The following is a 21694-nucleotide window of genomic DNA, read 5'->3' as shown; positions in this document are numbered from 1 at the left end:
TCCATAAGTGTCATTCACTCCTTGTCTGACCGCTTTTGAGCGGCAGGCTACAACCCGTAAGGAGCATTCATGCGTCATTACGAAATCATCTTTTTGGTCCACCCGGATCAAAGCGAGCAAGTCGGCGGCATGGTAGAGCGTTACACCAAGCTGATCGAAGAAGACGGCGGCAAAATCCACCGTCTGGAAGATTGGGGCCGTCGTCAACTGGCCTACGCAATCAACAATGTTCACAAGGCTCACTACGTGATGCTGAACGTTGAGTGCACTGGCAAGGCCCTGGCCGAGCTGGAAGACAACTTCCGCTACAACGATGCAGTGATCCGTAACCTGGTCATCCGTCGCGAAGAAGCCGTTACCGGCCAATCCGAGATGCTCAAGGCTGAAGAAAACCGCAGTGAGCGCCGTGAGCGTCGCGACCGTCCTGAGCACGAAGGCGCTGAAAGCGCTGATAGTGATGACAGCGACAACAGCGATAACGCTGACGAGTAATCCACGGACCTTTTGAGGAGCCTATTACATGGCACGTTTCTTCCGTCGTCGTAAATTCTGCCGCTTCACCGCTGAAGACGTGAAAGAGATCGATTACAAAGATCTCAACACTCTGAAAGCTTATGTATCCGAGACCGGCAAAATCGTTCCAAGCCGCATCACCGGTACCAAAGCACGTTATCAGCGTCAGCTGGCCACCGCTATCAAGCGCGCCCGCTTCCTGGCCCTGCTGGCCTACACCGACAGCCACGGCCGCTGAGACCGGGCAGTCGACACGTAGCAAAGGATTGAAAGCATGCGTGCCATAGCTGAGTTCATCATGCGCGGCCGTATGCAGGCCACTCTCGTAGTGGCCGGATGCGCAATATTGCCGTTGTTGTATTGGTTGGGTGCTGCCGCTGGTTGCCTTGTGCTCCTGCGGCGCGGATTGAAGGACGCCCTGGGCGTTCTTGCTCTGGGACTGCTGCCGGCGTTGGCCTGGTGGCTTTACTCCGATGACCCACGGGCACTTCTGGTGCTGCTGGGGTCTTGGAGCCTTGCGTTGGTTTTGCGCGCAAGCGAATCCTGGAACCGCGTGCTGCTGGTCAGCATAGCGATGGGAGTGGTGTTTTCAGTGGTGCTGGGGACGGCTTTTGGTCCCCAAATCGAGATGCTGGCGCAGGCTTTGATAAAAGTCATGCCGTCGCTACTCGGTGATGTCTACCAGAAGTTGTCGGTAGACGAGCAAGCGCATTTTGCGTCCCTGATCGCACCGGTCCTGACCGGCCTGATTGCGGCCTTGTTGCAAATCGTCAGTGTGCTGAGCCTGCTTGTCGGGCGCTACTGGCAGGCGTTGTTGTACAACCCGGGTGGTTTTGGTCGCGAGTTTCGCGCCATCCGCTTCCCGCTGGGGCTGGCGATGTTACTGCTGGTGTTCATGCTTCTGGGACCGAACATCGGTCCGCAGATGGCCATGTTGACGCCGTTGTGCAGTGTACCGCTGGTGTTCGCCGGGCTGGCCCTGATTCACGGGCTGGTGGCGCAAAAGCGACTGGCCAGGTTCTGGCTGGTGGGGTTGTACGTCACGCTGTTGCTGTTCATGCAGCTGATCTATCCGTTGCTGGTGGTCTTGGCCATCGTCGACAGCCTGATTGATTTTCGCGGTCGTTCGACGCCGAAAGACGTCGATAGCGCGAACGGTGAAGGTTAAAAGTTAAGAGGATTTTCACATGCAACTGATCCTTCTGGAAAAAGTCACCAACCTGGGCAACCTGGGTGACAAAGTGAACGTTAAGGCTGGTTACGGTCGTAACTACCTGCTGCCTTACGGCAAAGCTACCGCTGCGACCGCTGCCAACCTGGCTGCGTTCGAAGAGCGTCGCGCTGAGCTGGAAAAAGCCGCAGCAGATCGTAAAACTTCGGCTGAAAGCCGCGCTGCCCAACTGGCTGAGCTGGAAGTGACTATCACTGCCACCGCTGGCGACGAAGGCAAGCTGTTCGGTTCGATCGGTACTCACGACATCGCTGATGCACTGACCGCCTCTGGCGTTGAAGTTGCAAAAAGCGAAGTTCGTCTGCCGAACGGCACTATCCGCAACGTAGGCGAATTCGACGTAGCCGTGCACCTGCACGCCGAAGTTGAAGCCACCGTACGCGTTGTCGTGGTAGCAGCTTAAGCAGCACTTGTCGGCTGGCACCCTCGGGTGCTTGCCGGTAACATCGGGCACGATCCTGTTTACAGGTCGTGCCCTTTGTCTTTCTGCAGTTCCTGATTTTCACAAAACTAATTCAAGTGGCCATGAACGATATCTCCGCTCCTGAGCAATACGATCTGCAAACCGCTGCCCTGAAGGTGCCGCCGCATTCCATCGAGGCCGAGCAGGCCGTGCTCGGTGGTTTGATGCTGGACAACAACGCCTGGGAACGCGTGCTGGATCAGGTCTCGGACGGCGATTTCTATCGACATGACCACCGCCTGATCTTCCGTGCGATCGCCAAGCTCGCCGACCAGAACTCGCCGATCGACGTCGTGACCCTTGCCGAGCAATTGGACAAGGAAGGTCAGACCTCGCAAGTCGGCGGCCTCGGATACCTTGGCGAGCTGGCAAAAAACACGCCATCCGTCGCCAACATCAAGGCGTATGCGCAGATCGTCCGTGCACGGGCAACGTTGCGACAGTTGATCGGCATCGCCACCGAAATCGCCGACAGCGCCTTCAACCCGGAAGGCCGCTCGGCTGAAGAGATTCTCGACGAAGCCGAACGGCAGATTTTCCAGATCGCCGAGGCCCGGCCAAAAACCGGCGGCCCGGTGAGCGTGAATGACCTGTTGACCAAGGCCATCGACCGCATCGACACCTTGTTCAACACTGACAACGCCATTACCGGCCTGTCCACCGGTTATACCGATCTCGACGGTATGACCAGCGGCCTGCAACCGTCTGACCTGATCATCGTCGCCGGCCGCCCATCCATGGGTAAAACCACCTTTGCGATGAACCTGGTGGAAAACGCCGTGCTGCGCAGCGACAAATGCGTATTGGTTTACTCGCTGGAGATGCCAGGCGAATCGCTGATCATGCGTATGTTGTCGTCCCTCGGCCGGATCGATCAGACCAAGGTTCGTGCCGGTCGCCTGGAAGACGACGATTGGCCGCGCCTGACATCGGCGGTCAACTTGCTTAACGATCGCAAGCTGTTCATTGACGATACCGCCGGTATCAGCCCGTCGGAAATGCGCGCACGGACCCGGCGTCTGGTGCGTGAACACGGCGATATCGCCCTGATCATGATCGACTACCTGCAATTGATGCAGATCCCGGGTTCTGGCGGTGACAACCGGACCAACGAGATTTCCGAGATCTCCCGTTCCTTGAAAGCCCTGGCCAAGGAATTCAACTGCCCGGTGGTGGCGCTGTCGCAGCTCAACCGCTCCCTGGAGCAACGCCCGAACAAGCGCCCGATCAACTCCGACTTGCGGGAATCCGGAGCGATCGAGCAGGATGCCGACGTCATCATGTTCGTGTACCGGGACGAGGTGTATCACCCGGAAACCGAACACAAAGGCATCGCCGAGATCATCATCGGCAAGCAGCGGAACGGCCCTATCGGCACGTCACGACTAGCGTTCATCGGCAAGTACACCCGTTTCGAAAACCTGGCACCGGGCAGCTACAACTTCGACGACGAATAATTTTCGTCGTCTGAGCGGGCCCCATCGCGGGCAAGCCCGCTCCCACAGGTTCCGTGTGATTCCTGTGGGAGCGGGCTTGCCCGCGATGGGCGCGCCGCTAATTTCCGACCATAGCCGTCGGAATTGGTTATTTTTTGTGCTATATTCCGCGCCCGCGATTTTTCATCTCAACACCGGTCATCGTCATGCAAACAGCCAAGCCGTTATTTGACTATCCCAAGTACTGGGCCGAATGTTTCGGTCCAGCGCCATTCCTGCCGATGAGCAGGGAGGAGATGGATCAGCTTGGCTGGGATTCATGCGACATCATCATCGTCACCGGTGATGCGTACGTTGACCATCCGTCGTTCGGCATGGCAATCATCGGCCGGCTGCTGGAGTCGCAAGGCTTCCGCGTCGGGATCATTGCCCAGCCGAACTGGCAGTCCAAAGACGACTTCATGAAGCTCGGCGAGCCGAACCTGTTCTTCGGCGTCGCGGCCGGCAACATGGACTCGATGATCAACCGCTACACCGCCGACAAAAAAATCCGTTCCGATGACGCCTACACCCCGGGCGGCCTGGCGGGCAAACGTCCGGACCGCGCGAGCCTGGTTTACAGCCAGCGTTGCAAGGAAGCCTACAAGAACGTGCCGATCGTTCTCGGTGGCATCGAAGCTTCCCTGCGCCGCATCGCCCACTACGATTACTGGCAGGACCGGGTTCGCAACTCGATCCTGATCGACGCCTGCGCCGACATCCTGCTCTACGGCAACGCCGAGCGTGCGATCGTCGAAGTCGCCCAGCGTCTGTCCTACGGTCACAAGATCGAAGACATCACCGACGTGCGCGGCACCGCGTTCATTCGTCGCGACACGCCGAAAGACTGGTACGAAGTCGATTCCACGCGCATCGACCGTCCGGGCAAGATCGACAAGATCATCAACCCGTACGTGAACACCCAGGACACCCAGGCCTGTGCCATCGAGCAGGAAAAAGGCCCGGTTGAAGATCCGAGCGAAGCCAAGGTCGTGCAGATTCTGGCCAGCCCGAAGATGACTCGCGACAAGACCGTGATTCGTCTGCCTTCGGTTGAGAAAGTCCGCGGTGACGCGGTTCTTTATGCTCACGCCAACCGCGTGCTTCACCTGGAAACCAACCCGGGCAACGCCCGTGCGCTGGTGCAGAAGCACGGCGAAGTCGACGTCTGGTTCAACCCGCCTCCGATTCCGATGACCACTGAAGAAATGGACTACGTGTTCGGCATGCCCTATGCGCGCATTCCGCACCCGGCGTACGGCAAGGAAAAGATCCCTGCCTACGACATGATCCGCTTCTCGGTGAACATCATGCGTGGCTGCTTCGGCGGCTGCACCTTCTGCTCGATCACCGAGCACGAAGGCCGGATCATCCAGAACCGCTCCGAAGAGTCGATCATTCGCGAAATCGAAGAGATCCGCGACAAGGTCCCAGGCTTTACCGGCGTCATTTCCGACCTCGGCGGCCCGACCGCGAACATGTACCGCATTGCTTGCAAGACCCCGGAAATCGAATCCGCGTGCCGCAAGCCTTCGTGCGTGTTCCCGGGCATTTGCCCGAACCTGAACACCGATCACTCGTCGCTGATCCAGCTGTACCGCAGCGCCCGTGCCTTGCCGGGTGTGAAGAAGATCCTGATCGCTTCCGGTCTGCGCTACGACCTCGCGGTCGAGTCGCCGGAATACGTCAAAGAGCTGGTGACCCACCACGTCGGTGGTTACCTGAAGATCGCCCCGGAACACACCGAGGAAGGTCCGCTCAATCAGATGATGAAACCGGGCATCGGTAGCTATGACAAGTTCAAGCGCATGTTCGAGAAGTACTCCAAGGAAGCCGGGAAAGAGCAGTACCTGATTCCGTACTTCATCGCCGCTCACCCGGGCACCACCGACGAAGACATGATGAACCTGGCCCTGTGGCTCAAGGGCAACGGCTTCCGTGCCGACCAGGTGCAGGCGTTCTACCCGTCGCCGATGGCCACCGCCACCGCGATGTACCACTCGGGCAAGAACCCGCTGCGTAAGGTCACTTACAAGAGCGACGCCGTGACCATCGTCAAGAGCGAAGAGCAGCGTCGTCTGCACAAGGCGTTCTTGCGTTATCACGACCCGAAAGGCTGGCCGATGCTGCGTGAGGCGCTGACCCGCATGGGCCGCGCCGATCTGATCGGGCCGGGCAAGAACCAGTTGATCCCGCTGCATCAGCCAGCGACCGACAGCTACCAGAGCGCCCGTCGCAAGAACTCGACACCGGCCGGCAGCCATAAAGTGGCTGGGGAAAAGACCACCAAGATCCTGACCCAGCACACGGGCTTGCCACCGCGCGCCAGTGATGGCGGCAATCCGTGGGACAAGCGTGAACAGGCCAAGGCAGCGGCATTCGCCCGCAACCAGCAGGCGGCCAAGGATCGTAAGGACGCGGCCAAAGGCAAGGGACCGAAGCCTGCGCGCAAGCCGGTTGTACCGCGCTAAACCTCGCTAGCGCTGAACAGAACGCCAACCTTCGGGTTGGCGTTTTGCGTTTTGGCTGTCTGGAAATTGTGTTGTGCCAATGGGATCCACCCCTCATCGGAACGCCGCCCGCCCATCCCTCTCCCCAATGGGGAGAGGGGGAAAGGGAGTCGATCTCGGTGGTTTTCAAAGCCTGAGTTCGACGCGGGACTTTCAGGTTGCAGCATCTCGGCCAAACACCTCGGTCAGTCCCCTCTCCCTACGGGCGGTCCGACGTTTCGGGAGGGCTAGGGTGAGGGCTGGATCTCAAGCGGAACCCAACCCTCCCTCCGCAACATTTCCGTGCAACTCCCCCTAACCAAATTCCCGCGTCGCCCGATTTTGGTGCTGTACTGCCTCAAGCAATCGGAGAAAGCGCCAGCGCTGCTGGATGGCATAAGTCTTGCGCGCTTTCCAATACGCTTAAGGCTCGCAGGAGGCACGCCGTGTCGATTCATGTCGCATTGCACCACGTCACGCATTACCGCTACGACCGCGCCGTCGAGCTCGGTCCGCAGATCGTTCGCCTGCGCCCGGCCGCCCACAGTCGCACGCGGATACTGTCCTACGCGCTGAAAGTGTCGCCTGAGCAGCACTTCATCAACTGGCAGCAAGACCCCCAGGGCAATTACCTGGCGCGGTTGGTGTTCCCGGAGAAAACCGATGAGCTGCGGATCGAAGTCGATCTGCTGGCAGAGATGGCGGTCTTCAATCCGTTCGACTTTTTCCTTGAGCCCTACGCGGAAAAGATCCCGTTCGCCTACGCCGCGGATGAGCGCAAGGAACTGTCGCCGTACCTGGAAACCTTGCCCCTGACGCCGAAGTTCAAGGCCTATCTGGAAGGCATCGACCGCACACCGCTGCCCAGTGTGGATTTCCTCGTCGCACTCAATCAGCGCCTGAGTGAAGACATTGGCTACCTGATTCGCATGGAGCCGGGCGTGCAAACGCCCGAACATACCCTCGAACATGCCTCCGGTTCCTGCCGCGACTCCGCGTGGTTGCTGGTGCAGCTGTTGCGCAACCTCGGTCTGGCGGCGCGTTTCGTCTCCGGCTACCTGATTCAACTGACCGCCGACGTCAAAAGCCTCGACGGCCCGTCGGGCACTGACGTGGACTTCACCGACCTGCACGCCTGGTGCGAGGTCTATTTGCCCGGTGCCGGCTGGATCGGCCTGGACGCGACGTCAGGGCTGTTTGCCGGTGAAGGACACATTCCGTTGGCGTGTAGCCCCGATCCGGGCTCTGCGGCACCGATCAGTGGCTTGGTTGAACCGTGCGAGTGCGAATTCACCCACGAAATGTCCGTGGAGCGGATTTGGGAAGCGCCACGGGTAACGAAGCCCTACACCGAAGACCAATGGCTGGCGATCCAGGCGTTGGGTCGGCAGATCGATGCCGACCTGTTGGAGGGTGACGTACGCCTGACCATGGGCGGCGAACCGACGTTTGTTTCCATCGATGATCCTGACGGCGCCGAATGGAACACCGCGGCACTTGGGCCAGACAAGCGACGTCTGTCCGCCGAATTGTTCCAGCGCATGCGCAAGCACTACGCGCCCCAAGGCCTGGTGCATTTCGGTCAGGGCAAGTGGTACCCCGGTGAGCAGTTGCCGCGCTGGTCGCTGAACTGCTACTGGCGCCGCGACGATGTGCCGATCTGGCACAACAGCGCGCTGATTGCTGATGAGCAACAAGACTACGGTGCCAATGGCGAGCTGGCCGGACGCTTTCTGGCGAGTGTCGCCGAACGCCTGAAAATTCCGACACGCTTTGTATTTCCGGCCTACGAAGACAATTTCTATTACCTCTGGCGCGAAGGTACTTTGCCGCAGAACGTCAGCGCCGAAGACTCGCGTCTTGAAGAGCCTCTGGAGCGAGCGCGTCTGCGTAAAGTCTTCAGCCAGGGTCTGGACAAAGTCATAGGCCAGGTCCTGCCGCTGGCGCGCACTGCCAAGGGTGATCAGTGGCAAAGCGGCCGCTGGTATCTGCGCGATGAGCATTGCCGACTGGTGCCGGGGGATTCGCCGCTGGGCTATCGCTTGCCGCTCGGCTCGCAGCCTTGGGTGAAAGCGGCGGAGTACCCGTTCATTCATCCTGTGGACCCGAATCAGGATTTCCCTGCACTGCCCGACACTGCACAACTTCAAAGCCAAGGCGAGCCTGCGATTGCTGATGACCGCGCGCCAAAGATCGACGAATCCGCCGACTGGCTGACCCGCACGGCGTTCTGCGCCGAAGCGCGAGAAGGGCGGTTGTACCTGTTCATGCCGCCGCTGGAGCGGGTCGAGGATTATCTGGAACTGGTCAGTGCCATCGAAGCCACCGCCGAGGAATTGCGTTGTCCGGTGTTGCTGGAAGGCTATGAACCGCCGAGCGATCCGCGCCTGAACAACTTCCGTATCACGCCCGACCCGGGCGTGATTGAGGTCAACGTACAGCCGTCTGCCACGTGGGATGAATTGGTCGAGCGCACCGAATTCCTTTACGAAGAGGCACGTCAGACCCGACTGACCACCGAGAAATTCATGATCGACGGCCGGCACACCGGCACCGGCGGCGGTAACCATTTCGTACTGGGCGGCGCGACACCGGCTGACTCACCGTTTCTACGCCGTCCCGATCTGCTGCGCAGCCTGATCAGCTATTGGCATAACCATCCGTCCTTGTCCTACCTGTTTTCGGGATTATTCATCGGCCCGACGTCTCAGGCGCCACGGGTCGACGAGGCACGCAACGATGCCTTGTATGAACTGGAAATCGCCTTCGCCCAGATGCCTGAGCCGGGTGAGGAGTGCGCGCCGTGGCTGGTGGATCGGCTGCTGCGTAACCTGCTGATCGACGTGACAGGCAACACTCACCGCGCCGAGTTTTGCATCGACAAACTCTATTCACCGGATGGTGCGACGGGGCGTCTGGGGTTGCTCGAGTTGCGCGCCTTTGAAATGCCGCCCCATGCGCGCATGAGCCTGGCTCAGCAATTGTTGTTGCGGGCGCTGGTGGCGCGGTTCTGGCGCGAGCCTTATGCGCCGCCGAAACTGGCACGCTGGGGCACTGAGCTGCACGATCGTTTCCTGTTGCCGCACTTTATCGAACAGGATTTCGCCGACGTCATTGCCGACCTCAATGCCGCCGGTTATCCCGTGCGCGCCGAGTGGTTTGCGGCGCATCTGGAGTTCCGTTTTCCCAAGGTCGGCGATTACGCCGTCAGCGGGATCGAGCTGGAATTGCGTCAGGCACTGGAGCCCTGGCATGTGCTGGGCGAAGAAGGCGCAGTCGGCGGCACGGTACGTTACGTGGACTCGTCGCTGGAACGCTTGCAGGTCAAACTCACGGGTCTGCCGCCGCAGCGTTATCTGCTGACGTGCAATGGCATCCCGGTGCCATTGCAACCCACCGGGCGGGTCGGCGAGTTTGTCGCTGGCGTGCGTTTCCGCGCCTGGCAACCGGCCAACTGCCTGCAGCCGACTATTCCGGTCCATGCGCCGTTGGTGTTCGACCTGCTCGACACCTGGATGCAGCGTTCGCTGGGGGGCTGTCAGTACCACGTCGCCCACCCGGGCGGGCGCAACTACGACAGCTTGCCGGTGAACGCCAATGAGGCCGAGAGTCGGCGGATGGCGCGTTTTTTTCGCATCGGACATACGCCGGGGAAACTTCCTATACCCAATATGGAAATTAACGACGAGCTGCCGATGACTCTCGATTTACGACGCTTCTAAACCGTACACGACGCTCGGATTTTTCGTATATCCGGGCGTCATGAGCCTGCGTTAGTCTGACCGTTCTTTGCTGTCTGCCGAGCTTTCCATGCCTGACCTGCTTGACCGCTACCCGCTGACGGCGGGCACTTATCATGAACTGCTCGACGACAGCGGCGCGGTGCGCCCGCACTGGCGTCGGTTGTTCGACCAATTGCAACGCAGCACACCAACGCAATTGGTGCAGCGTCAGGCGCTGCTGACCCGGCAGATCCAGGAAAACGGCGTGACGTACAACGTCTACGCCGACCCTAAGGGTGCCGATCGGCCGTGGGAACTCGATCTGCTACCGCACGTGATTGCTGCGGATGAATGGCAGCAGTTGTCAGCCGGGATCGCCCAGCGGGCACGCTTGCTCAATGCTGTGCTGGCAGATTTGTACGGCCCGCAACGGTTGATCGCTGAGGGCCTGCTGCCTGCTGAGCTGGTCTTCGGTCACAACAACTTCCTCTGGCCCTGTCAGGGCATCACGCCGCCCGACGGGGCTTTTCTGCATCTGTATGCCGTGGATCTGGCGCGTACGCCTGACGGTCGCTGGTGGGTCACGGCGGATCGGACGCAAGCACCGTCCGGTGCCGGTTATGCGCTGGAAAACCGCACCATCGTGTCCCGGGCCTTTCCCGAGTTGTACCGCGATTTGAAAGTGCAGCACCTGGCCGGATTCTTCCGCACGCTTCAGGAAACCCTGGCCCGTCAGGCGCCGAGTGATGACGAAGCGCCGCTGATCGTGCTGCTCACGCCGGGGCGTTTCAACGAAAGCTATTTCGAACACCTCTATCTGGCTCGCCAGCTCGGTTATCCACTGGTAGAGGGCGGCGACCTGACCGTCCGGGATGCCACGGTCTACCTGAAAACCTTGAGCGGACTGCGCCGGGTCCACGCGATCATGCGCCGGCTCGACGATGACTTCTGCGATCCGCTGGAGCTGCGCACTGACTCGGCCCTTGGTGTGCCGGGATTGCTGGAAGCGGTACGCCGAGGCCGGGTGCTGGTGGCCAACGCCCTCGGCAGCGGCGTGCTGGAGTCGCCGGGGTTGTTGGGCTTCCTGCCGAGGATCAATCAATTCCTGTTCGGCGAAGAACTGATTCTGCCCTCCATCGCGACCTGGTGGTGCGGTGAGGCTCCGGTGCTGGCTCAGGCCCTGGAAAAATTACCGGAGTTGTTGATCAAACCGGCTTTCCCGTCACAGAGCTTCAATCCTGTATTTGGGCGTGATTTGAGTGAAAAACAGCGTCACGAGCTGGCTGGGCGCATGCAGGCCAGGCCTTACGCCTATGTCGCGCAAGAATTGGCTCAACTCTCTCAAGCCCCGATCTGGCAGGCTGAAGACGGTCATCTGCAACCTCGGGCTATTGGCATGCGTGTGTACGCCGTGGCCAGCCGTGAGGGCTATCGGGTACTGCCCGGCGGTCTTACCCGCGTTGCCGCCGAGGCTGACGCCGAAGTGGTGTCGATGCAGCGCGGTGGCGCGAGCAAAGACACCTGGGTGTTGGGCGATCGCCCGCCGAGCGGTGAGCAATGGAAAACCCAGCGCACGATCGGTGTGCACGACCTGGTGCGACGGGATCCGTATCTGCCGTCGCGAGTGGTGGAAAATCTGTTCTGGTTCGGCCGTTACTGCGAGCGTTGTGATGACAGCGCGCGACTGCTGCGAATCATGCTGGCGCGGTATGTCGATGGCGATGACCCGCAAGCCCTGGAAGCGGCGGTCGATCTGGGCGAACGATTGATGTTGTTGCCCGATGAAGGCGAGTTGCCGGAGCGTTTGCTGGCGGCATTGCTTGGCGATGACTGGTCGTTCAGCCTGCGCTCCAACCTGCAGCGTTTGCAGTGGGCGGCCTCGCAAGTGCGCGGCAAGCTCTCGCGGGAAAACTGGCAAGCGCTGGTGGAGCTGCAGCGCGAGGCCTTGGAGCTGGAAGCCGAAGAGCCGGATTTCGGCGAATTGCTGGATTTCCTCAACCGTCTGGTGATGTCCCTGGCGGCGTTATCCGGTTTCGCCCTCGACGACATGACCCGGGACGAAGGCTGGCGCTTCCTGATGATCGGCCGCCGGATCGAACGCCTGCAATTTCTCAGCGCCAGCCTGGCGGCATTTCTGCGCGGTACCGGTGCTTTCGATCAGGCCGGACTGGAATGGCTGCTGGAGCTGGGCAACAGCAGCATCACTTACCGTTCGCGGTATCTGGCGGTGGCGCAACTGATCCCTGTGCTCGACCTGTTGCTGCTCGACGAGCAGAACCCCCACGCCGTGCTGTTTCAGTTGAAACTGGTGACTCGTACCTTGAAACGCTTGAATGATGACTTCGGCGTGCCTCGCGAAGCGGGGTTGCCGCAGTTGGTGGAACGCTTGGCACAGTTCGATCTGGGATGCCTGGAGAACTCGCTGTTCGGCGAAGCCAGCGTTCGGGCAGCCATTGAGGGGCTGGCCGACCTGTTGCAAGAAATCGCCGACGCCAGTGGGCAAGTGTCGGATCGTCTGGCCTTGCGCCATTTCGCCCACGTCGATGACGTCAGCCAGCGCACGGTGTCCGTCTGATGAGCGCCCATTACCAGATTCTCCACGACACCCATTATCACTACGACAGCCCGGTGTCCCTGGCTCAGCAGCTCGCGCACCTATGGCCGCGGACGTGTGCCTGGCAGCGCTGCACCGAGCAGCAATTGCAGATCTGTCCCGACCCGACTTCGCGCCGCGATGAACTGGATGTGTTCGGTAATCCGCTGACCCGGTTGGCGTTCGAGCGGCCGCACGATGAATTGCTGGTCAACGCCCGACTCACCGTCGAAGTGTTGGCCCGGCCTGCGCTGGATTTCAATCAATCCCCTGCGTGGGAAGAAACCCGCAGCGCGCTGACCTACAGCAGCCAACCGCTTTCCCCCGAATTGCTGGAAGCGTGTCGTTACCGGTTCGAATCACCCTATGTGCATCTGAAGCGCAACTTCGTCGAGTTTTCCGAAAGCTGTTTTCCACCGGGTCGGCCGCTGCTGTTGGGTGTTCAGGTGCTGATGGAGAAGATTTTCAGCGAATTCACCTTCGACGCTGAAGCGACCCAAGTGGCGACGCCGCTAGTGGAAGTGCTGGAGCGCCGGCGCGGTGTTTGCCAGGACTTTGCTCACCTGATGCTCGCGTGTGTGCGTTCGCGTGGGTTGGCAGCGCGGTATATCAGTGGCTACCTGCTGACCCAGCCACCACCGGGCCAGCCGCGACTGATCGGCGCCGATGCGTCACATGCGTGGGTTTCAGTGTTTTGCCCGGTGCTCGGTTGGGTGGATTTCGATCCGACCAACAACGTGCAGCCGGCGCTGGAACACATCACCTTGGCCTGGGGCCGGGATTTTTCCGATGTGTCGCCGTTGCGCGGGGTGATCTTGGGTGGCGGCAGCCATGACCCGGAAGTCCGCGTCACCGTGATGCCACTGGATTAACGCACGGCCCCCTGTAGGAGTGAGCCTGCTCGCGAAAGCGATCTTTCAGCCACCAAGAAGTTGAATGTGCCAACGCTTTCGCGAGCAGGCTCACTCCTACAGGGGGCTGTGCAGTTCTTTCGGGAAGGGGTAATTCAGAGGGGGCTGTGAGGGTCAGCAAAGTAACTGCTGACCCTGGACACAGATCCGGTGGGCCTGATCAGATCATCGGGCCCTGAGGGTCTCAGGCGTCGGGCGCCTGATCTTTCGGTGCTTCAACATCGTCTTCTGCGGTCACTTCACCTTCTGCATCCGGGTTCAGTGCGGCGGCTTCTTCTTCAGCTGTAGCTTTCTTGCGCTGAAGCTTTTCCTCTTTCTTCTGCTCCTTGGCCAAGTCTCTCTGACGTTTGGCGAAGGAATAATTGGGTTTAGCCATGGGCGATCCTCTGGGGTCGAAGGTGAGGTTGAGCGGCGCGTATTCTGCCCTGTATCGATGCCCAGCCGTTAGCTGGGTTTTTGCTCGAGCCACTTTGGCACCACTGTCGGCTGCCAGGCATCCAGTGCATCGAGCAGGGTTTGCGGCGATTCGCTCACTTGCAGCATGTCACGGTGCGGTTCACGAACGAAGCCTTCGCCGACGATATGATCGAGAAAAGACGTCAATTTGCTGTAGAAACCGTTCACTTCCAGCAGCCCCAGCGGTTTGCCGTGGTAGCCGAGCTGGCCCCAGGTCCAGACTTCGAACAGTTCTTCCAGCGTGCCCAGGCCGCCGGGCAGGGCGATAAAGGCGTCACTGAGCTCGGCCATCCGCGCCTTGCGCGCATGCATGCCGTCGACCACTTCCAGGCGAGTGAGGCCGCTGTGACCGATTTCCTTGTCTTTGAGGCTTTGCGGGATGATCCCGATCACTTCACCGCCGGCCGCTAGCGCAGCATCGGCAACGATGCCCATCAGTCCGACGGCACCGCCGCCATAGACCAGTGTCAGCTTACGCTCGGCCAATGCTCGCCCCAAGGCGACAGCCGCTTCACGATAAGCCGGGTTGGTGCCAGTGCTGGCACCGCAAAATACACAAACGGACGCTAAAGACATGCCTTATTCCATGGTCAGGATGGCCACAGAGTAAAGGCAGGCACGCGACGTTCCAAGGTCTACACTTCGCGTTCAGGTGTTTCAAAGGTTCCGCTGGCGCCACAGGCGTAGGCGGCAAGCAAACTGCGCAACAGGCTGTTAAGGGACATGACTGACGCTCCAGATACGTGATGACGGCTTGATGATAGGGCCGCCCTAGACGTCTGGCTGGTAGATTGTTTCGATAGGTGTCATAGCCCGAAAGTTGTATACAATTTTTGATTCAGGTCATAGGAACTTGCGAAGTTTTCAGGCAGTCTTCTGTCCATTCGCACTTTTGTTAACCCTGCCTTGGAGATTCACCATGTTTGCCAAACTTGTTGCGGTATCCCTGCTGACACTGGCCAGCAGCCAATTGATGGCTGCCGAGTGCAAGGTCACTGTCGACTCGACTGACCAGATGTCCTTCGATACCAAGGAAATCAGCATCGACAAGAGCTGCAAGACGTTCACCGTGGAACTGAAACACTCCGGCAGCCTGCCGAAAAACGTCATGGGTCATAACTGGGTGCTGAGTAAAGAGGCTGATATGCAGCCGATCGCCACCGCGGGCCTGGCCGCAGGCATCGAAAAGAACTACCTGCCAGAAGGTGACGCGCGCATCATCGCCCACACCAAAATCATCGGCGCCAAGGAAACCGACTCGGTGACCTTCGACGTGTCGAAGCTCGATGCTGCCGAGAAGTACGGTTTCTTCTGCTCGTTCCCTGGCCACATCTCGATGATGAAAGGTACTGTTGTCCTGAAGTAATCGAATCGCTCTCATAAAAAAAGCGTCCACCTGGACGCTTTTTTTTTGCCTGTCTGTTCGCTCAATCAAGGCGCGAACGGCATCACACGTTTGTGATGAGTCTTTTTGTACGTGTCGCAGATGATCTTGAATGCTTCCTCGCGCACCGGCTCGCCGTGCAAAAACGCGTCGATCTCGGCATAGGTCACGCCGTGGGACGCTTCGTCCGGTTTGCCGGGCGACAGGTCTTCAAGGTCGGCCGTCGGGATTTTTTCCACCAGCGATTCCGGCGCACCGAAGCTGCGGGCGATGTCCCGGACCTGGTTTTTCACCAGACCGCTCAGCGGCGCCAGGTCGCACGCGCCATCACCGAATTTGGTGAAGAAACCCATCACCGCTTCCGCCGCGTGGTCGGTACCGATCACCAGGCCCTGGGCTGCGCCGGCGATGGTGTATTGAGCGACCATGCGCATCCGCGCCTTGGTATTGCCCAGCACGAAATCCACCGAGACCGCGTGCTTGCCTTCGAAGGCCGCTACTTCACTGGCCAAGGATTTGACGGCCGGACCGATGTTCACGGTGTGGCGCTCGTCCGGGGCGATGAAGTCCACCGAAGCCTGGGCATCATGTTCGTCGAACTGGGTTTCGTACGGCAGGCGCACGGCGATGAACTTGTAGCTGTCGTCGCCTGTGCGTGTGCGCAGTTCGCGCATGGCACGCTGGGCCAGGAGGCCGGCGGTCAGGGAATCGACGCCGCCGCTGATGCCGAGTACCAGGGTCTTGAGCCCGGAATTGACCAGGCAATCCTGGATGAAGGTAATCCGCCGGGCGACTTCAGCCTCGAGGGCGGCCTGGTCGGCGAACGGCGGCTGGACCTTGAGCTGTTCAGCAATCTCACGCTGTTCGGCTTGCATGAATTCACTCCTTGCTAGATGTGCTTGATGTGCTGGAAAGGGCGGCAGGAACTTTGAAAACATGTCGCAAATAGGCGACGAAATTCGGGTCTTTGCAGTGAGTCTTGCCAGGCTCATCGGAAATCTTTGCCACGGGCTGGCCGTTGCAGGCGGCCATTTTAAGCACGATGCTCATCGGTTCAACACCCGGAATATCGCACGTCAGGTTGGTGCCGATGCCAAAGCTCACATTGATCCGACCCCGCAGCGCCCGAAAAATCTCCAGGGACTTGGGCAGCGTCAGACTGTCGGAGAACACCAGCGTCTTGCTCATCGGGTCGATGCCCAGCTTGTGATAGTGCGCAATGGCCTTTTCTGCCCAGAGCACCGGATCACCGGAATCATGGCGCAAGCCGTCAAACAGCTTGGCGAAATACAGGTCGAAATCGCTGAGAAAGGCATCCGTGGTGATGCAGTCGGTGAGGGCGATCCCCAACAGGCCACGGTACTCGCGCACCCAGCAATCGAGGGCGGCAATCTGACTGTCGATCAGCCGCGGGCCGAGTTGCTGATGGGCCATGATCCATTCGTGGGCCATGGTGCCCAACGGTTTCATGTCCAGCTCCCGTGAAAGGTGCACGTTGCTGGTGCCGACAAAACGGCCGGGGAAATCGTGCTTGAGCACGTTCACCACTTCTTCCTGCACGCGGTACGAGAAGCGACGGCGAGTGCCGAAATCGGCGACCTGCAATTCGGACAATTCGTCCGCGCTGGCGTTGGCGGTGAGCCAGTCGAACTTGCGATAGAGCTGTTCGCGCGCCTGTTCCAGCACGACCTCACGGTAGCGATAGCGATTGCGCACTTCACTGACGATGGACAGCAGCGGCACTTCGAACAGGATCACGTGCAGCCATGGCCCGCGCAGGCGGATGAACAGCTCGCCGTTTTCAATGCCGGTATGGACATAGCGCAGATTGAAGCGGAACAACCCGAGAAAGCGCAGGAAATCCGGCTTCATGAAGCTGATGCGCTCCATGAAACTCAACTGGTCGGCGCTCAGGCTCAATTCGGCAAGGCGTTCGATCTGGAAGCGGATTTCTGCCAGGTACGGGCGCAAATCTTCACTGTTACGGCAACGAAACTCCCATTCGACTTCCACGTTCGGGTAGTTGTGCAGCACCGCCTGCATCATCGTCAGTTTGTAGAAGTCGGTGTCGAGCAGGTTCTGCACGATGCGATCGCCAAACACGCTCTCGCTCATAACGGGGTTCTCCAGGCTGGCCGCGGCCCGTGGCAGCGACGTTGCAGCTGTTTCAATGAATGGGGCTAGTGGCGCATATCAGTGGCCCGGTTTGCCAGCCTTTTTTGCAGTAGCATCGATTCTGGCGGATTTCATGGGCTGTCGAAGGCTGCGATCTTTTCGGGAACATCGTAATGCCTCCGTTCACTTGGAACAAAAATTGGAGAGTGGCAGCCCTCGACAGCACTTGTTTGAACAATTCGGAGGGGGCTCAACTATCGGGGTAGCGTCAACCGCGGCTTGGACGACCAACGCAAGGCTTTCCCAGCTTCTTAAATATCCATCAAGGTGCGAGTAACTAGGGATAAGACCGGTTTCAATTGCTTTTCTCATTGCAGCCTTAAACATTTCATTAGTTGCAGGGGTAGCCATGATTTCACTCCGCCTTTAAGGTGATTTGTTCCAGTGTGTCGACACCATCCTGCAGTAATACATAAGCTGGAAGTATTAGCCGGTATAGATCAATGTCAGCGGTATGCTTTATGGTTACAGATGTGAGTGTTTCTAAAAGACTAGTAGCGGTTCGAATCCTGAAACAGGCATTTTCAAAGAGGTGGTTTGGCGTTATGTGTGTGTCTATACAAAGTACCGGAACTTCGGAAGTGTTGGATTTAAGAGGGCGATAACGATTCATTAACAATCTCCTTTAGAGTTTTTAATCGTGTTTGAATAGTGAGATCTATTGTAGATAATTGTTGCTAGGTTTCGCTGCTGAGCCGTTGCGGATTCGCAATGGCTCAGAGTTTTTTAATTTATGCCGATTGCGGATATGTGCAGTTACGAGAAAGGTGGGCAGGATGCTTTAACGTGTTCTGGTCATTCTCTATCGCTGGCCAGGCCATAAAATCGAGATCCAGATCCTTGAACTTGCTGGAGTCGAACACTGGATTCTTGACTCCTGCGCGACGCTGCTCGTCATAGTCGTTCAAGATTCGCATGCCGACGTTAAACAGCAAGGCCATGGCTATAAGGTTGACGAAGGCAAGCAATGTCATGGTGATGTCGGCAAATGCGAGTACGGTGGAAAGGTCTTCAATCGAGCCCCAGAACACCAGCGCCATTACCAGCGCGCGGTAGATGAGCAAGGTTTTTCGGGGGGCTCCGAACATGAACCGCAAGCTGTTTTCGCCCAAGTAGTAGTTATAGAGCATTGCGGTAAATACAAATAATGTAAGCGCCACGCTAATAAAAATTCGACCCCACTCGCCAACAATGGCTGCCAGCGAGTTTTGCGCAAGAGCTATGCCGTCACCTTCGAAACCGGGTGTATAGAAACCGGATAACAGGATGACCAATGCTGTGCAGGTGCAGATGACGAAGGTATCAATGAAGACACTCAGTGCTTGCACCACGCCTTGGCTTATCGGGTGTTCGACCTTGGCCACCGAAGCAACGTTGGGCGCGCTTCCCAAACCTGCTTCATTGGAAAACACACCGCGCCTCACACCCATGATTATTGCAGTGCCGAGCAGTCCGCCGAACGCTTGGTCCAGGCCGAACGCGCTCTTGACGATAGTCATTAACATCGAGGGCACCTGCTCCGATTGCAGGACAATTACATAGAGCGTGACCCCGATGTAGGCGAGAACTTTAAGCGGTACCAGCAGGTCGGCAACAGCTGCTATTCGTTTGATCCCACCCACAAATACAACAGCCAGCATCACCGACAATGCCAACCCCGACCAAGTGGTCGAAATGTCAAAAGCATCCTTAAGCGAGTGCGATACGGCATGAGCCTCCAGGCCATTGATTGCAAAACCGAAGGTCACCAACAACAGGAGGGCGGCAATCATCCCTAGCCAGCGTTTACCCAGACCATGCTGGATGTACCAGGATGGACCACCACGATAAAGGCCGTTTCCGTCGCAGCGTTTGTAGAGTTGTCCAAGGGCGCATTCGAAAAAACTGCTCGACATGCCCAGGAGCGCGGTTATCCACATCCAGAACACCGCTCCTGGTCCGCCCATGCTCACGGCGATGCCGACACCAACGATGTTGCCCGTCCCGACGCGACCTGCGAGGCTGAGGGTTAACGCCTGTAGCGAGCTCAGATGATAATTGCCTGTGCGCCAACTGCCGCGCAATACCGATAGCATGTGAAAAAAATACCTGAACTGGACAAATCTTGATCGGATGGTGAAGTAGCCTCCCAAACCAAGGACCAATGGAATAAGGATTTTTCCGGAAAGAAAGTCATTAATGACTTCAAGCATTGAGTGCTCCCTGCTGTTTTTAGAGTAGTGGCGAATTGTTCAGCTTTTGTTGGCTGTCTTGAGAAAACCTCAAGGCTCGTAATATCCGGTTATCGTATCGCTGAGTGCAATTTCGCGACTTGCTTAAAAATGATGCGAGTTGCTGCTATGTTTGAGCCTTCTAGCACTATTGTGATGAGCTGATATGCGTGAATTTTTTCCGAATAACTTAAGACAGCTATGCAGCCACTACCGATCTATCGCGGAGGTTTGTAGGAAACTTCGTATTAATCGAGGGCAGTTTAATAAGTACTTGAGTGGGAATAGTCTTCCGACACCGTTTAACCTTAAACGGATCTGTGATTTTTTTGGGGTTGAAGAGTACGAGATGTATTTGCCGACGGAGCAATTCATCACGCTCACTGGCGTTAAAGCCAAGAAAATCAAACCCTCGGACGAGGTGGCAGCGCCTCAGCGCATGCTTGATCACCTTCGCAAACAGTCTTCGTCGCAGCTCAAGGCCTATTGTGGTTATTACTACGAGTACTACTACGCGATGACAGAGCCAGGTTGCATTCTGTGTTCATTGGTGCACATAAGGGAAGAGGGCCAACATTTCGTGTATGAACGAAATGAGCGGATACAGATTGGTGGGGCAGAGGGGACATTTGAGCGGTATCGATACGTTGGGGTTGCCTACTATCTACAGGATCGCTTGTTCCTGCTCGACTATGAGTCGCTGACGTCCAACGAGATCAGTCAGACCATTCTTATTCCAAACTACAAAAGCCGGATTATTCGACTCAATGGCTTGAAAATGGGCGTTTCAGCGGCCGACCATCGCACTCCGGCATGTTCGCGGGTGGTTTGGGAGTATTTGGGGCGGGAGATCAATCGAGTCAATGCGTATCGCAAGGTGCGGCTGTACAGAATGGATGATCCCTCCATCGATGAGGACCTGCGCGGACGCCTCGCTCAAACCAAAATCGTCGACGGCCTCTTTGGTATTGCGTGACGCCACTATGAGCCTGACAACCCGGGTTGTTGGCTCATAAGAGGCCTATCCAACGGGGGCAAGCCCCCTCGCCACAGGTGTTACATCAGGTCTCAACTCTGCGCCGCACCCGGGCTATCGATCTGCTCCAGCATCCACTTCACAAAATCCCGCACCTTGGGCACTTCCGCCGAATGCTCCGGATACGCCAGGTAATAGGCATCGGTGCTCGGCATCGCGTGCTGCCAGGGTATGACCAGTTTGCCGTCGGCCAATTCCTCTTCCACCAGAAACCGCGGCAACAGTGCTACACCGCAGCCGACCTGGGCTGCGCGGATACACATATAAAAGGTTTCGAAACGCGGGCCGTGGTAGCTGTGTTCGGTGTGGTAGCCCTGACTGTCGAACCAGTCGTGCCAGGCCTGGGGCCGGGAGGCGTTTTGCAGCAGGACCAGGTCGGTGAGTTGCGTAGGATCGGTGAACGGCGTGTCCGGCAGGCTACCGGGTGCGCAGACCGGCACCAGCTCTTCGCCGAACAGCTTCAGGCATTCAGTGCCGGGGCGTGAGCCCTGGCCGAAGTAGAACGCCAGGTCGCTGCGACCTTGCAGCAGATCGTCGGCTTCCTGTTCGCTGCACAGGTCCAGATGGATCGAGGGATGGCGCAGACGCCAGCCTTTCAAGCGTGGCACTAGCCAGCGCGCGCCGAAGGTCGGAGGCGTCGAGACGCGCAGGACTTCGGTTTCACCGCCGTAGGAGCGCAGGTAGTGGGTCGACATCTCGACCTGCGTGAGGATTTTTCGTACCTCCACCAGGTACAAATCACCGGCCGGGGTCATTTGCAGGCGACGGCGTACCCGGCGGAACAACAGGTGCTGCAGCAATTCTTCGAGTTGCGCGACCTGTTTGCTGACAGCGCTCTGGGTCAGGTTCAGCTCTTCAGCCGCCCGGGTGAAGCTCAAATGCCGGGTCACGGCCTCAAAACACTGCAGCGCGGTGATCGACGGCAAGTAGCGTTTATTCAGCATGGGTTGTCCTTTTTCTTGTTTCTTTCTTACCAGCAATTCGCAGCATGAATAAACGGAATGATATCTCTCTTAAAGGTCGTTTGTTGGGTAAC

Annotated in this window: 17 protein-coding genes; 11 read left to right on the top strand and 6 right to left on the bottom strand. The window is 58.3% G+C overall.

Annotation, left to right across the window (positions count from 1 at the left end; all coding sequences use genetic code 11):
* Positions 1-69 precede the first annotated feature (69 nt).
* From rpsF to ABH912_RS17585, 9 genes are all read left to right on the top strand, one after another.
* A complete protein-coding gene (rpsF, locus tag ABH912_RS17625; protein ID WP_003217491.1) occupies positions 70-492 on the top strand; it encodes a 30S ribosomal protein S6 in 423 nt (140 codons plus the stop codon).
* Between the two features lie 28 nt (positions 493-520).
* A complete protein-coding gene (gene rpsR, locus ABH912_RS17620) occupies positions 521-751 on the top strand; it encodes a 30S ribosomal protein S18 (protein WP_002551829.1) in 231 nt (76 codons plus the stop codon).
* A 36-nt stretch (positions 752-787) separates the two neighbouring features.
* Complete coding sequence (locus ABH912_RS17615) at positions 788-1681, top strand: hypothetical protein (protein WP_429511258.1); 894 nt, start codon at positions 788-790, stop codon at positions 1679-1681.
* A 19-nt stretch (positions 1682-1700) separates the two neighbouring features.
* On the top strand, positions 1701-2147 hold the full coding sequence (gene rplI, locus ABH912_RS17610) for a 50S ribosomal protein L9 (protein ID WP_003197251.1): 447 nt from the start codon (positions 1701-1703) through the stop codon (positions 2145-2147).
* A 122-nt stretch (positions 2148-2269) separates the two neighbouring features.
* The gene (gene dnaB, locus ABH912_RS17605; RefSeq protein WP_033055553.1) at positions 2270-3664 is read left to right on the top strand and encodes a replicative DNA helicase; all 1395 of its coding nucleotides are present in this window, start codon (positions 2270-2272) and stop codon (positions 3662-3664) included.
* Between the two features lie 185 nt (positions 3665-3849).
* Complete coding sequence (locus ABH912_RS17600) at positions 3850-6153, top strand: YgiQ family radical SAM protein (protein ID WP_033055554.1); 2304 nt, start codon at positions 3850-3852, stop codon at positions 6151-6153.
* A gap of 464 nt (positions 6154-6617) precedes the next feature.
* Entirely contained in the window at positions 6618-9893 is a 3276-nt protein-coding gene (locus ABH912_RS17595; RefSeq protein WP_429511257.1) for a DUF2126 domain-containing protein, read from the top strand.
* Positions 9894-9981: 88 nt separating this feature from the next.
* Positions 9982-12468: a circularly permuted type 2 ATP-grasp protein gene (locus ABH912_RS17590; protein WP_429511256.1), complete on the top strand. Its 2487-nt coding sequence runs from the start codon at positions 9982-9984 to the stop codon at positions 12466-12468.
* The gene (locus ABH912_RS17585) at positions 12468-13358 is read left to right on the top strand and encodes a transglutaminase family protein (RefSeq protein ID WP_429511255.1); all 891 of its coding nucleotides are present in this window, start codon (positions 12468-12470) and stop codon (positions 13356-13358) included. The genes ABH912_RS17590 and ABH912_RS17585 overlap by 1 nt, the downstream gene beginning before the upstream one ends.
* Before the next feature lie 223 nt (positions 13359-13581).
* Here ABH912_RS17585 and ABH912_RS17580 read toward each other — a convergent pair whose 3' ends face one another.
* Positions 13582-13773 carry a hypothetical protein gene (locus ABH912_RS17580; protein ID WP_033055559.1) on the bottom strand — a complete coding sequence of 64 codons (192 nt, stop codon included), beginning with the start codon at positions 13771-13773 and terminating at the stop codon, positions 13582-13584.
* A 68-nt stretch (positions 13774-13841) separates the two neighbouring features.
* A complete protein-coding gene (locus ABH912_RS17575; RefSeq protein ID WP_033055560.1) occupies positions 13842-14429 on the bottom strand; it encodes a TIGR00730 family Rossman fold protein in 588 nt (195 codons plus the stop codon).
* A gap of 343 nt (positions 14430-14772) precedes the next feature.
* On the opposite strand from ABH912_RS17575, the gene azu reads away from it, so the two are divergent.
* Positions 14773-15219: an azurin gene (gene azu / locus ABH912_RS17570; RefSeq protein WP_033055561.1), complete on the top strand. Its 447-nt coding sequence runs from the start codon at positions 14773-14775 to the stop codon at positions 15217-15219.
* A 65-nt stretch (positions 15220-15284) separates the two neighbouring features.
* Here azu and nadE read toward each other — a convergent pair whose 3' ends face one another.
* From nadE to ABH912_RS17555, 3 genes are all read right to left on the bottom strand, one after another.
* Positions 15285-16112 (bottom strand): ammonia-dependent NAD(+) synthetase, encoded by an 828-nt coding sequence (gene nadE / locus ABH912_RS17565; protein ID WP_429511254.1) that lies wholly within the window; start codon positions 16110-16112, stop codon positions 15285-15287.
* Between the two features lie 4 nt (positions 16113-16116).
* Positions 16117-17352 (bottom strand): nicotinate phosphoribosyltransferase, encoded by a 1236-nt coding sequence (pncB, locus tag ABH912_RS17560; RefSeq protein WP_429511253.1) that lies wholly within the window; start codon positions 17350-17352, stop codon positions 16117-16119.
* A gap of 791 nt (positions 17353-18143) precedes the next feature.
* Positions 18144-19604, bottom strand: coding sequence for an alanine/glycine:cation symporter family protein (locus tag ABH912_RS17555; protein WP_429511252.1), 1461 nt, complete (start codon positions 19602-19604; stop codon positions 18144-18146).
* A 184-nt stretch (positions 19605-19788) separates the two neighbouring features.
* Here ABH912_RS17555 and ABH912_RS17550 point away from each other — a divergent pair, with 184 nt between their 5' ends.
* Positions 19789-20598 (top strand): helix-turn-helix domain-containing protein, encoded by an 810-nt coding sequence (locus ABH912_RS17550; RefSeq protein ID WP_429511251.1) that lies wholly within the window; start codon positions 19789-19791, stop codon positions 20596-20598.
* Positions 20599-20690: 92 nt separating this feature from the next.
* On the opposite strand, the gene ABH912_RS17545 is transcribed toward ABH912_RS17550, so the two are convergent.
* Positions 20691-21602 (bottom strand): LysR family transcriptional regulator, encoded by a 912-nt coding sequence (locus tag ABH912_RS17545; protein WP_429511250.1) that lies wholly within the window; start codon positions 21600-21602, stop codon positions 20691-20693.
* Positions 21603-21694: the final 92 nt, after the last annotated feature.

This window comes from Pseudomonas sp. BT76 TE3572 (genome assembly GCF_050435365.1).
Lineage (GTDB): Bacteria > Pseudomonadota > Gammaproteobacteria > Pseudomonadales > Pseudomonadaceae > Aquipseudomonas > Aquipseudomonas fluorescens_W.
The sequence above is the reverse complement of the archived record's forward strand: the minus strand, read 5'-3'. Positions and strand labels throughout refer to the sequence as shown.

What these genes read in the sequence shown, in the direction of transcription:
- rpsF (WP_003217491.1), top strand. Translation starts at nt 70, where the DNA reads ATGCGTCATTACGAAATCATCTTTTTGGTCCACCCGGATCAAAGCGAG.
- rpsR (WP_002551829.1), top strand. Translation starts at nt 521, where the DNA reads ATGGCACGTTTCTTCCGTCGTCGTAAATTCTGCCGCTTCACCGCTGAA.
- ABH912_RS17615 (WP_429511258.1), top strand. Translation starts at nt 788, where the DNA reads ATGCGTGCCATAGCTGAGTTCATCATGCGCGGCCGTATGCAGGCCACT.
- rplI (WP_003197251.1), top strand. Translation starts at nt 1,701, where the DNA reads ATGCAACTGATCCTTCTGGAAAAAGTCACCAACCTGGGCAACCTGGGT.
- dnaB (WP_033055553.1), top strand. Translation starts at nt 2,270, where the DNA reads ATGAACGATATCTCCGCTCCTGAGCAATACGATCTGCAAACCGCTGCC.
- ABH912_RS17600 (WP_033055554.1), top strand. Translation starts at nt 3,850, where the DNA reads ATGCAAACAGCCAAGCCGTTATTTGACTATCCCAAGTACTGGGCCGAA.
- ABH912_RS17590 (WP_429511256.1), top strand. Translation starts at nt 9,982, where the DNA reads ATGCCTGACCTGCTTGACCGCTACCCGCTGACGGCGGGCACTTATCAT.
- ABH912_RS17585 (WP_429511255.1), top strand. Translation starts at nt 12,468, where the DNA reads ATGAGCGCCCATTACCAGATTCTCCACGACACCCATTATCACTACGAC.
- ABH912_RS17580 (WP_033055559.1), bottom strand. Translation starts at nt 13,773, where the DNA reads ATGGCTAAACCCAATTATTCCTTCGCCAAACGTCAGAGAGACTTGGCC.
- ABH912_RS17575 (WP_033055560.1), bottom strand. Translation starts at nt 14,429, where the DNA reads ATGTCTTTAGCGTCCGTTTGTGTATTTTGCGGTGCCAGCACTGGCACC.
- azu (WP_033055561.1), top strand. Translation starts at nt 14,773, where the DNA reads ATGTTTGCCAAACTTGTTGCGGTATCCCTGCTGACACTGGCCAGCAGC.
- nadE (WP_429511254.1), bottom strand. Translation starts at nt 16,112, where the DNA reads ATGCAAGCCGAACAGCGTGAGATTGCTGAACAGCTCAAGGTCCAGCCG.
- pncB (WP_429511253.1), bottom strand. Translation starts at nt 17,352, where the DNA reads ATGAGCGAGAGCGTGTTTGGCGATCGCATCGTGCAGAACCTGCTCGAC.
- ABH912_RS17555 (WP_429511252.1), bottom strand. Translation starts at nt 19,604, where the DNA reads ATGCTTGAAGTCATTAATGACTTTCTTTCCGGAAAAATCCTTATTCCA.
- ABH912_RS17550 (WP_429511251.1), top strand. Translation starts at nt 19,789, where the DNA reads ATGCGTGAATTTTTTCCGAATAACTTAAGACAGCTATGCAGCCACTAC.
- ABH912_RS17545 (WP_429511250.1), bottom strand. Translation starts at nt 21,602, where the DNA reads ATGCTGAATAAACGCTACTTGCCGTCGATCACCGCGCTGCAGTGTTTT.